The 11,965-nt window shown below is 34.8% G+C and carries 7 protein-coding genes and 7 tRNA genes; all 14 read left to right on the top strand.

Translation table 11 applies throughout. The features are described 5' to 3' along the window. Positions 1 to 47 precede the first annotated feature (47 nt). Positions 48 to 125: transfer RNA gene (locus NH26_RS06085), tRNA-Val, on the top strand. Between the two features lie 20 nt (positions 126 to 145). Then, positions 146 to 223 (top strand) — tRNA-Val (locus tag NH26_RS06080). 20 nt (positions 224 to 243) lie between these two features. Continuing rightward, positions 244 to 318 (top strand) — tRNA-Val (locus tag NH26_RS06075). An 18-nt stretch (positions 319 to 336) separates the two neighbouring features. Further along, a tRNA-Val gene (locus NH26_RS06070) sits at positions 337 to 411 on the top strand. 23 nt (positions 412 to 434) lie between these two features. Then, a tRNA-Val gene (locus tag NH26_RS06065) sits at positions 435 to 509 on the top strand. Between the two features lie 17 nt (positions 510 to 526). Beyond that, positions 527 to 604: transfer RNA gene (locus NH26_RS06060), tRNA-Val, on the top strand. A gap of 25 nt (positions 605 to 629) precedes the next feature. Next, positions 630 to 704, top strand: a tRNA-Val gene (locus NH26_RS06055). A gap of 175 nt (positions 705 to 879) precedes the next feature. Continuing rightward, the gene (guaB, locus tag NH26_RS06050; RefSeq protein ID WP_044218972.1) at positions 880 to 2,355 is read left to right on the top strand and encodes an IMP dehydrogenase; all 1,476 of its coding nucleotides are present in this window, start codon (positions 880 to 882) and stop codon (positions 2,353 to 2,355) included. Between the two features lie 173 nt (positions 2,356 to 2,528). Beyond that, the gene (locus tag NH26_RS06045) at positions 2,529 to 3,800 is read left to right on the top strand and encodes a replication-associated recombination protein A (protein ID WP_044218975.1); all 1,272 of its coding nucleotides are present in this window, start codon (positions 2,529 to 2,531) and stop codon (positions 3,798 to 3,800) included. A gap of 196 nt (positions 3,801 to 3,996) precedes the next feature. Further along, complete coding sequence (locus tag NH26_RS06040; protein ID WP_044218977.1) at positions 3,997 to 4,827, top strand: aldo/keto reductase family protein; 831 nt, start codon at positions 3,997 to 3,999, stop codon at positions 4,825 to 4,827. A 146-nt stretch (positions 4,828 to 4,973) separates the two neighbouring features. After that, positions 4,974 to 6,338: a hypothetical protein gene (locus NH26_RS06035; RefSeq protein WP_044218980.1), complete on the top strand. Its 1,365-nt coding sequence runs from the start codon at positions 4,974 to 4,976 to the stop codon at positions 6,336 to 6,338. A 46-nt stretch (positions 6,339 to 6,384) separates the two neighbouring features. Then, positions 6,385 to 9,540, top strand: coding sequence for an nSTAND1 domain-containing NTPase (locus NH26_RS06030; protein WP_044218982.1), 3,156 nt, complete (start codon positions 6,385 to 6,387; stop codon positions 9,538 to 9,540). A 71-nt stretch (positions 9,541 to 9,611) separates the two neighbouring features. Further along, entirely contained in the window at positions 9,612 to 10,640 is a 1,029-nt protein-coding gene (locus NH26_RS06025) for a porin family protein (RefSeq protein WP_044218985.1), read from the top strand. 1 nt (position 10,641) lies between these two features. Further along, positions 10,642 to 11,892 carry a hypothetical protein gene (locus NH26_RS06020; protein WP_139262910.1) on the top strand — a complete coding sequence of 417 codons (1,251 nt, stop codon included), beginning with the start codon at positions 10,642 to 10,644 and terminating at the stop codon, positions 11,890 to 11,892. Positions 11,893 to 11,965 lie beyond the last annotated feature (73 nt).

Raw genomic sequence — 11,965 nt, 5'->3', positions numbered from 1 at the left:
CTTTGCACTCGCAATGACACAAACGGTGTCAAGAAAAAAGATTTATTGGGATGTTAGCTCAGTTGGTTTAGAGCACCTGCCTTACAAGCAGGGGGTCATTGGTTCGAATCCAATACGTCCCACCAATTACACAGAAGGTGTTATTGGGGTGTGAGCTCAGTTGGTTTAGAGCACCTGCCTTACAAGCAGGGAGTCATTGGTTCGAATCCAATACGTCCCACCAATTACCCAGAAGGTGTTATTGGGGTGTTAGCTCAGTTGGGTTAGAGCACCTGCCTTACAAGCAGGGGGTCACTGGTGCGAATCCAGTACGCCCCACGATCAGAATTATTTTTTGGGATGTTAGCTCAGTTGGTTTAGAGCACCCGCCTTACAAGCAGGGGGTCATTGGTTCGAATCCAATACGTCCCACCTATTACACAGAAGGTGTTATTGGGGTGTTAGCTCAGTTGGTTTAGAGCACCTGCCTTACAAGCAGGGGGTCACTGGTTCGAATCCAGTACGCCCCACAATCAAATTATTTATTGGGATGTTAGCTCAGTTGGTTTAGAGCACCTGCCTTACAAGCAGGGGGTCATTGGTTCGAATCCAATACGTCCCACCAATCTACACTTGTTTTAGTGTAAATTGGGATGTTAGCTCAGTTGGTTTAGAGCACCTGCCTTACAAGCAGGGGGTCATTGGTTCGAATCCAATACGTCCCACATAAAAGATAAGGACACTCCTAAATGAATAGGTGTGTCCTTTTTTTATGCTCTGAAAATCAGTTTTTTAAGTATTATAGTATATTCGGAAAAAAAAGTTCAAAATATAATTGAGAAACCGATTAAAGTTATAATTTTGCATCGCAAATAATAACAGTTAAATTATTTGCTTCAAATGGCTATCGATCCAAGTAAAGTTTTGTACGAAGCACTCACATATGATGATGTGCTTTTAAGACCAGGTTTCTCAGAAATTCTTCCAAGAGATACTACCACTACAACAATGTTGACAAAAAACATCGCACTAAACATACCTTTAGTTTCAGCGGCGATGGATACAGTGACAGAGGCTGACCTGGCAATTGCTATGGCATTAGAGGGTGGATTAGGTTTTATCCACAAGAACATGACCATTCAACAACAAGCTTCCCAAGTACGAAAAGTCAAGCGTTCTCAGTCAGGGATGATTTTAGATCCTGTGACGTTAACCGCAAACAAAACATTATTCGAAGCAAACGAATTAATGAGGGAATACAAAATTGGCGGTATTCCAGTGGTTGATGATGAGGGAATTCTTATTGGTATCCTAACCAATAGAGATTTGAGATTCCAAAAAGATCTAACTATTGCAGTAAAAGATGTGATGACTAAAGGTGATCTAATCACTGCTGCAGATGGTGTGACTTTAGGAGAAGCTCAAGACATTCTTCAAGAACACAAAATTGAAAAACTTCCTATCGTAAGTAAGTCTAACAAATTGGTTGGATTGATCACTTACAAAGATATTCTTAAGAATAAAAACAGACCTAATGCTTGTAAAGATAAGTACGGTCGTTTAAGAGTTGGTGCAGCTGTAGGTGTTACTGCTGATATCATGGAAAGAGTATCAGAATTAAAAGCAGCTGGTGTTGATGTAATCGGTATCGATACAGCACACGGACACTCTAAAGGTGTAATCGACTGCTTGAAAAAAGTAAAGAAAGAATTTCCAGATCTAGATGTTATCGTTGGTAATATCGCCACTGCAGAAGCTGCTAAAGCTTTAGCAGAAGCAGGTGCTGATGGTATTAAAGTAGGTGTAGGTCCTGGTTCTATCTGTACTACACGTATTATCGCAGGTGTTGGTGTTCCACAATTATCAGCAGTGTTTGAAGCGGCTTCAGTCTTGAAAGAGATGGGCGTTCCATTTATTGCAGATGGTGGTGTTAGATTCTCAGGTGACTTAGTGAAAGCTATCGCTGGAGGTGCTAATGTAGTAATGATCGGATCATTATTAGCAGGTACTGACGAATCTCCTGGAGATATGATTATCTTTGAAGGTCGTAAATTTAAATCTTACCGTGGTATGGGTTCTGTGGAAGCCATGAATCAAGGTTCAAAAGATCGTTACTTCCAAGATGCAGAAGATGATGTTAAAAAACTAGTGCCTGAAGGAATCGCTGGTCGTGTTCCTTACAAAGGTAAAGTAGAAGAAGTATTGTATCAATTAGTAGGTGGCTTAAAAGCAGGTATGGGATACTGTGGTGCTGGTACTATTGAACAATTGCATGAAGCTAAATTTGTGAAAATTACTGGTGCAGGTGTGAAGGAATCTCACCCACATGATGTAACAATTACAAGAGAAGCTCCAAACTACTCTTCTAAAGGATAGTTTTAAGAAAATATACTTTGAAGGTCAGGTGAAACATCATCTGGCCTTTTTTTATGCTGATGATTTCTCAATAACATTTAATTTAATGAGAGTATTCTAATAAATTAAACAATTGCTATAAATAGAATCATTTTTTGATTTAAATTGCAACATCAATAATTAAAGTAAGTATTATGGTAGCTACCCCACTAGCAGAACGTATGCGTCCAAGATCCATTCAAGAAGTGGCTGGTCAAAAACATTTATTAGGTCCTGAAGGAGTATTTACAAGAATGGTTGAAAGTAAAACTATACCTTCAATGATTTTATGGGGACCTCCTGGCGTTGGGAAAACCACTTTAGCTAGACTTTTGGCAGAATCAACCAAAAGACCTTTTAAAACATTAAGTGCTGTAAGTGCAGGGGTAAAAGAGGTGAGAGAAGTGATTAAAGAGGCTAGTTTTGCTTACGGTACTATTTTATTTATTGATGAAATACATAGGTTTTCTAAATCTCAACAGGATGCCTTGTTAAATGCGGTAGAAAAGGGTATTGTCACTTTAATTGGCGCTACAACAGAAAATCCTTCTTTTGAAGTTAATTCGGCTTTAATTTCAAGGTCACAAGTTTATGTTTTAGAAAATTTGAAAAAAGAGGATCTTCTTCAACTTGTACATAGAGCATTAAGTCAGGATGTAGTATTAAAAAAGAAGGAAATCAATATTAAGGAACACAAGGCACTTTTAAGATATTCTGGAGGTGATGCGAGACGTTTGATGAACCTTTTAGAATTGTCTGTAGAAGCAGCTAAAAAGAATGAGAAGGATGAACTGTTGATTGATGATGATCTAGTGGCTTTAATTGCACAAGAGAAAGCTGTTCATTATGATAAAAAAGGGGATGCTCATTATGATATTATATCAGCATTTATAAAATCAATAAGAGGTTCAGACCCTAATGCGGCCGTGTATTGGTTAGCTAGAATGATTGAAGGAGGTGAGGACCCTAAATTTATAGCAAGACGTTTAATCATTTCTGCAGCGGAAGATATAGGAAATGCTAACCCAACAGCATTAATTATGGCCAATAATTGTATGCAAGCGGTACATTTTGTAGGTATGCCAGAAGGAAGAATTATCTTATCTCAAACAACAACTTATCTTGCTAGTTCGCCTAAAAGTAATGCAGCATATGCAGCAATAAAAGATGCTCAAAAAATAGTAAAGACAACGGGCGATTTACCTGTACCACTTCATTTAAGAAATGCAGCAACGTCCTTAATGAAAGAATTAGGTTATTCAGAGTCATATATATATCCTCATAATGACCCTCAAGGCTTTCACCCTCAGGAATATATGCCAGAAAGTTTAGAAGGGAAAATAATCTATCAGCCAAAGCAAAACCCAAGAGAACAAGAAATGCTTAATCGACTAAAGAATATGTGGAAGAATAAGTACAATTATTAACTGATGATAAGTCGTATTGTGACACTTGAAGCAGACACCTAATATATAAAAAAGGTCGCAAAAAATTGACTGATTAAAAGTACTTTTTACACTGATATTTATCAATGTTTGTAAAGAAGATTTAATTGATATTGCTAATACATAAAGACAAACACACAGATTAACGATAACATAACAACCATAGACAACAGAAATTATGATTAGCTTTAACAGACGTAAGTTCAATATCTTTGATATTAATGGAACTTTCACACTTCGTAACACCGTAAAAATGCCTTTCTTAGGCATGAATGTGTCGCAAATTTCCGAAGGAATGCCAATTTACAACGCCACAAAAAGAGCTTTAAGTATCGGCTACAGGTATTTTGATTGTGCCACAAGGTATAACAACATGATTGGCTTTGGAAAGGCACTCAATGAATCTCCAATCGACAGAAGTGATTTATTTATTTCATTAAAAATAGGAGATGATTTTCATGGTTTTAAGTCAACAATCAGCATTTTTAATGAGACACTAAGAAAGTCAAACCTAGAATATATTGATTTACTGCTAATTGAACATCCTTTAGACGAATCAACTGAAGAGACATGGCGTGCTTTAGAACAACTATATGTAGAAAGAAGAGTGCGTGCTATAGGGGTTTGTAATTTCACTACTACACAATTACAAATGCTAATTGATAATGCAGATGTTTTTCCAGTAACTAATCAGATAGAATTCAATCCTCTTGTAATGAACAGAGAAATGTTGGAGTTCTGTGAAAGTACAGGTATTCAATTGATATCTATTGGTGCCTTAAAGCATGGAGAGGTCTTAGAATTAGAAGAAGTGAAAAAATTGGCAAAAAAGTATAATGTAGATGCGTCTCAAATTGCCCTTAGGTGGATTCTTCAAAATGGAGTGGTAACCTTACCTCAAGCAGAAGAAAGAGACCACTTATTGAGAAATTCCGCACTTTTTAATTTTGAATTATCTGAAAAAGATATGAAGTTATTAGATGAAATTTCAGAGAGTGAATTAGTATAATTCTTTGATAAATATAAATTTTAAAGATAAAAAACGATTCAATGTTGTGTTGGGTCGTTTTTTTTACCGTATTTGCTTTATTGTTAATGAATGTATATTTGTTTAGGTAAACATTTTAAACTACTGAAGAACTAATTGATTTTTCTATGCTAATACAAATTGTATGTGTTTCTATTCAGTCTGATCGGGATGAAGAACATCAAGAGCTTGGATATTTATTATCTGATGCACTTCAAGTTTCTTTTAAAGAGATGAAAGAAGTAGATATTGAAACACGTGTTAGCCAAGATCATCATATTCTTTCAGATTCAGATGTAGTTATTTATTTTTTGATGGATAATACTAAATACACAAATGATATTGAAATTGATCCTTTAAAAAGTAATTATAAGCTACTCTTACATGATTTACCCTATGAATATCAACCGGATTCATTAAAAAAAATTCAACCTTATTACTTATCTAAATTTGAGACAAGAATAAATAAAAAGATCACTTTAACTTTACCCATTCAAGAAGGGTATCGTGTGTATTTTTGGTTATTAATCTCTGATTTAGCTTTAGATATTCATGAATACAATGATAGATCAATAAGTAGCCGAGGTCAAAGATATCTTTTCTTAGGAGAGACATCAGATGATTTAAGAATGGAAAGAATTCTACTCAAAAGAGACTTAAAAGCTTATGGGTATAAATTACTTCCTACTTCAAATTATGGTATGGAAACCGAAGAAATATCAAAATCTCAATGGCAAGATCTTCAAAAATCTGAATTATCTATCCATCTAGTAGGTGGAAGGAATGGGACACCTTCTGATAACGATTTATTCTCTATTCAAGAATGGGAAGAAAAAGTGTCAGAAACCTATGTAAAACAGAATGAAAATGCTTTAAAAAAGTTTGTTTGGGTGCCGCCAGCTATTCGTTTTCAAACCGATAAACGTAAGTTTTATGTTGAAAAGCTATTGAAAAATATAGATGAACACGAATTTACCCTAACTTTTAGGACTGATCTTGAGAAGTTCAAATCTATATTACACGGCGAATTAATGGATTCTAGGCATGAAAAAGACTTAGAAGATATTGATGATATGTATAAACGTAAGGTTTATATTATGAATGATAATATAGATAAAGTTAAAGCTGAAGGGCTTAAGCAGAAACTCAATTCTATGGGGTTTGGTGTTTTGAATTTGGATGTTGGACAAGGGGCTAAAATGATGAGAAGGCAGCATCAGAGACATTTACAGTTGTGTAATAGCACAATTATTTATGTTGATGAAGCACCTGAAGCTTGGATTAAAGCAAAGCTTCAGGATAATCTCAGAGCTTCTGGATTAGGTAGAAAAGAACCCTTGAAAATAAAAGCGCTTGTTTGTTCTTCTTTTTCTTTAGCCACTAAATTAACCGAGTTGTTAGAACAAAATGCACTATATCAGTCGGTTGGAGTCTTTACAGATGATGATGTAATGATTTCAGACGATTTAATTAGTTTTTTATCAACTCTTTAATAAGATTTTTTGTATTTTAATAAATAGATTTCTCTAGTTTTCTAATATGAATTCATTTTCATCTACAAATACAGATGCACAAAAACTGATCATTGCAGGACAGTTCAATCCATTTCCAGGATTGAGACCATTCCGCACGGATGAGACTTTTTTGTTTTTTGGTAGGGATGGACAAACAGAAGAAGTACTTTGGAGATTAGAGAAAAATCGATTTGTAGCAGCTCTAGGAGCATCAGGTTCAGGTAAATCATCTTTAATTTATTGTGGATTAATTCCTGCCCTACAAGGTGGGTTTATGGAGAAACAAGGTTCTCATTGGAACGTTTCCTCTTCTCGACCTGGTACAGATCCGATAAAGAACTTAGCGAAAGCGGTATTAGAATCTACTAAAAGTTATCATCAAAAATCTGATGAAGACAAAGAATTACTTTTAAATGTAGCTGTAACCATGCTACTTTCTTCGTCAAAAGGTTTAATAACTTTAGTGGAAAGGCTTCAAGAAGAAGAAGGAGAGAACTTTCTGATTCTTATTGATCAGTTTGAAGAATTATTTAGATTCTCAAGACTTGAATCAGAAGACTTATCAATGGGAATGGCATCTGCTTTTGTAAAACTACTAGTAGAAGCCACCAAACAAGTAAAAGTTCCTATTTATGTAGTCATGACAATGCGTTCAGATTATATTGGGGACTGTGCTCGTTTTCCTGAATTAACTTACTTGATTAATGAGAGTCATTATTTGATTCCACAGATGACTCGAACACAAAAGCAGGAAGCAATTTATGGACCTGCTGCTGTTGGAGGAGCAAAAGTTAGTTCAAGGTTATTACAACGACTATTAAACGATCTTGGTGATACTCAAGACCAGTTACCCATTATGCAACACGCATTAATGAGAACTTGGGAGTATTGGACAGGACATTCGAATATATCAGATGAATTAGATATTCACCATTACGAAGCAATTGGTGGTATGGCAGAAGCTTTATCACAACATGCGGATGAGGCTTATCGAGAATTATCTGAGGAAGAAAAGTTAGTGTGTGAGAAAATTTTCAAGGCACTAACAGAAAAAGGAGAAGATGGTAGAGGAATTCGTCGTCCTACAAAAGTTAAAAACTTAGCCAAAATAGCTGGGACTGAAATTAGTGTTGTAAAAAATATAGTTGATTGTTTTAGAACAAATGGACGTACTTTACTAACCCCTGATCAAACTGTAGAATTAACTGACGAATCTGTAGTTGATATTTCTCATGAATCTTTAATGCGTGTTTGGATACGTTGTAGAGATTGGGTAGATGAGGAATTTGAAGCTGTAAAAATATACAAACGTTTGTCTGAAGCGGCTAGTCTTTACCAACAAGGAAAGGCAGGCTTATGGAGACCTCCAGATTTATACATTGCCATACAATGGAGAGAAAGGTTTAAACCAAACCTAGCTTGGGCTGTTCAATATGAAGCATCATATGAACGAGCAATTACTTTTCTTAAAAATTCTCAAGAGGAATACGAAGAAGAACAAAGGGTAAAAGAAAGGCTCCAAAAACGAATAGTCAAAAGAACAAAAATTATAGCTTTAATTCTTGCTGCAGCAACTATTGGGGCTATTATGCTTGTGATTTTTGCACAAATGAAAGCTAGTGCAGCCGATTCAGCAAAAGAAGAAGCACAAGAATTTGGAGAAAAGGCTAACGAAAATGCAAAAGCAGCTGAGAATGCCTTAAAAAGAGCAGAGGAAGAACAAAGAAAAGCCGAAGCAGCTGCCAAAGAAGCACAGAAACAAACTTTAATTGCTCAATCGGCATTGGACTCTGCTGAGTTCCAGAAAAATTTAGCCTTAGAACAAACAAGGTTAGCCTTGTTAGCACAATTAGAGGCAGAAAATCAAAGAGTAAATGCGGAGAATGCCAAAGAAGAAGCTTTGGCAAGTGCACAATTAGCAGAAGAAAGAACTAGAGAAGCAGAGATACAAAAACTCAATGCGAATGCAGCAAAAGCATCAGCTGATACTTTGCGTTTCCTTTCAATTGCACAAGCATTGGCCGTAAAATCATTACAGTTAAAAGCGTCAGATCAAAAAGCGTTATTAGCTTCTCAAGCCAATGCATTCAATGATCAATATAAAGGGTTGAATCCTCATCCAGATGTATTCCAAGGTTTATATCAGGCAATTAAAGGTTTTAAAGGTGAAAACTTTAATCTAATGAAAGGTCATGAGGATTATGTTAGAACACTGTTTTATGATCAATCTCAAAATACTTTATTCTCTGCTGGATCTGATGGAGCAATTAGATCTTGGAAAGATGGTGAGTTAGAATCAACCATTGTATCGGATAATAACGGGGTAATCCGTGGTTTAATTATATCAAAATCAAAAGCAAGAGCGGCCATTTATTCTGAAAACGGCACGGTTAGGATTTTCTCTTATCCAGAATTTAAAGAATTGAAAAAGGTAAAAGTAAGCAAAGGTCAGCTTTGGGCAGGATCATTTGATCAATATGGAGATCGATTGTTTGTGAGTGGACAGAGCCAGAAAATTTATACTATTGATACCGAATCTTACGCTCTTTCAGAATTGAAATCATCCACTTCAAAAATTACCTCAATGCATACTTCGAATTTAGATGGCTCTTTATGGGTGACAAAATATTCTGGCGAAGTATCTAAATATTGTTTGGATGGCAGTTGTGATGAAACCGTAGTTTATGGTGGGAAAAATATTGCAGGTACGGCCTTAGCATTCTCAGAGGATGGGAAGACCATTGCATTAGGTTTTGAAGATGGTAAACTTATTCTATGGGATAGAATAAAAGGGGTTGAAATTGATAACCTTCAAGGCCATGATACTAAGGTGACCAGTCTTAAGTTTGATGAAGACAAACATCGTTTAGTAAGTACTAGTTTAGATGGATCAGCACGTATTTGGAATGTTGAACATGGAAGAACAAACGAATCTCCAATTATATTAAATGATTTAGGAGCTTGGGCCTCTGAAGCAACATTTGCACAACATGGTAACTTGTTATATGTCGGAACTTCCGGACATGACTTAAGAAGATATGAATTAGATATCCCTACAATGTCGGCAAATGTTTGTGAATTAATGCCTAGAAAAGAAATGACAGATAAAGAATGGGTGAGGTATGTAGGAGAAGGCATTGAAAACAGAAATGTTTGTAATGGAGAAACTCTTGACCAATAAAACTATTGTCTGATTAACTATCAAAATAACTATTTATTATGCGGTTTCAATTCAATTGGAAATGCAATTTTTTGCTATTCATCTTATTTTTTACACTTGGAAGCCTTCATGCTCAAGAATGTGAAGAAGCCTTTAATAAGGCAAATACCTTTTACAATGAAGGTAAACTTTTACAAGTGCCTACTATTTTACAAAATTGTATTGATAGTAAATTTGAATCCTCATCTAAACAATTGAGTGCCAGAAGACTTGTAATTCTTTCTTATTTATATTCAGATAGGATTGATGAAGCTGAAATGGCAATGATGGATTTATTACGAGAAAATGCAGAATATAAACCAACTTCATCTGACCCAGCAGAATTAAGAAATCTGTGGAAAAAATTTAGAACCAGACCAATTATGTCATTGGGTATTTTTGGTGGGGCTACATATAACCAAGCCAATGTTAAACAAACGTTTGGAGTGGGACCGGAAGTCAATCATCAAGATGTAGAATATAAATCAGCTCTTAATTTTAAGGTTGGTGTTTCATTTAATTATTTTTTAAGTCACCATCTACAAATTAATGCTTCACCTAATTATGAAAGTGTTGCTTTTGAAACAGTTGAAAGACCTCTAAACTATTCCACATCTACATTAAAAGAAACACAAAATTATTTTGATATACCTTTAACATTGAGATTTGTTATTCTCCCTAATAAGAAAATGAAACCATTTATTGGATTTGGAGGAAGTGCAAAATTATTATTGAATTCGTCTATTGAAGGTATAATGGATTATGATAATGATGAAATCGCAGATATTGAAGCAACGCCCATCGATATAACTTCACAAAGAAAAGCATTGATGTATGGAGGTCTTTTACAAGCTGGGTTTTATTTGAAAACGCGTTATTCTCATTGGACTGTGATGGCTTCTTATTATTATGCTTTACAGAACTTCAACCTTCCTAATCAAAGATATAGCAATAATGAATTGATCTTTAGTTATGGATATGTTGATAACGATGTTAGAATGGATGTACTTACTTTAACTGTTGGTATTGCCATTGATTTTTACAAACCAAAAATTTATAGAAAATATAGATCACTTGATTAAAATGAATAGATATATCATATATATTTTCACAGTATTTATTTTGGCCTGTGAAAATGAAGAAACTTATGAAATTGGAGACACTTATATTAAATTCTTTCAGACAGAAGGAATGGAACAGGGAGTGGATTTTTTAATTGATGACAATGGAATTTTACTTTTAGGAAATACAGATAATGCTACTTTAAACTCTTCTATGCTTCTTATTTATACAGATCTAGAAGGGAATGAAATATGGCAGCAAAATCTAGAAGCCGGCGACAATGAAGGTAAGGAAATTACAGACAATGCAGTTGGTATTGCTAAGCTTAATAATGGCGAACTGGTAATTTTAGGAAACCGTCAAGAAGATGGGGTAAACAAAGGACTACTTATTAAAGTCAATTTAAGTAATCCAGAATCCTTTACCTATAAAGAAGTTACTCCCACTACCGTCACAGTAAATCAAGTACATTTTAATGATATTGAAGCTACTTCTGACGATGGTTTTATTATCATTGGAGAGGTTCGAAATTTTGAAAACGTAGATACATCAATACCAAATTCTGATTGGAATATGATCAGTATTAAATATGATGTAGGTATGAACCTATCATTAGAAAGAGTGAATGGTTTTTTAAATAATTCAGATGATTTTGGTAATTCTATTGTAGAGGGGCCTAATCAGAATTATTACTTATTTGGATCTGTAACCGTAGAGAAAGTGATTAATGGAAATTCAGAATTTATTTCTGATGTGAGAACCGTTAGAGTGAATTCTTTCTTAGATCCAGTGTGGGATAAAAAGCCTGAGTCTAATTTCAATGATTATGGAAAGAAGATCCTCAATTATGCCAATACTAGATTTGTGTTGGGTGAACAACATAAATCGGAAACAAATTCAAATATTTTAGTCACAGAACTTGATGACAATGGTAACCCAGGGTCGATTTATTTTTTTGGAAGTGAAAAAGAAGAAACTGCTGGAGATATGTACGTAACTCCTGAAGGAATATTCATTACTGGAGCTAGTAATTTTGGGAACAACACTTTTGATATTTACATCATGAAGATCACACCAAATGGGGAGTTGTTGTGGGAGAAGAGATTTGGCTTTGAAGGCGATGATTATGGTGAAAAGATTTATGTTCAATCCAATGGTGATATTCTAGTTGTGGGTTCTGCTATTTTTGGTAACCTATCAAAGATTTGTCTTATAAAAACAGATAAGGATGGCAACTTATCTAAATTAGTGGATAATTCAGAAAAAGAATAAAATTGGATTTTTCATACATACTAACCCTTAGAAAAATGTTGTTTTCTATAACTTATTAAAGAAACTTACGTAA

The sequence above is a fragment of the Flammeovirga pacifica genome (genome assembly GCF_000807855.2).
GTDB classification, from domain to species: Bacteria; Bacteroidota; Bacteroidia; order Cytophagales; family Flammeovirgaceae; genus Flammeovirga; species Flammeovirga pacifica.
The sequence above is the reverse complement of the archived record's forward strand: the minus strand, read 5'-3'. Positions and strand labels throughout refer to the sequence as shown.

Coding starts and splice junctions, on each gene's coding strand:
- NH26_RS06035 (WP_044218980.1), top strand. CDS start 4,974: ATGCTAATACAAATTGTATGTGTTTCTATTCAGTCTGATCGGGATGAA.
- guaB (WP_044218972.1), top strand. CDS start 880: ATGGCTATCGATCCAAGTAAAGTTTTGTACGAAGCACTCACATATGAT.
- NH26_RS06030 (WP_044218982.1), top strand. CDS start 6,385: ATGAATTCATTTTCATCTACAAATACAGATGCACAAAAACTGATCATT.
- NH26_RS06045 (WP_044218975.1), top strand. CDS start 2,529: ATGGTAGCTACCCCACTAGCAGAACGTATGCGTCCAAGATCCATTCAA.
- NH26_RS06040 (WP_044218977.1), top strand. CDS start 3,997: ATGATTAGCTTTAACAGACGTAAGTTCAATATCTTTGATATTAATGGA.
- NH26_RS06020 (WP_139262910.1), top strand. CDS start 10,642: ATGAATAGATATATCATATATATTTTCACAGTATTTATTTTGGCCTGT.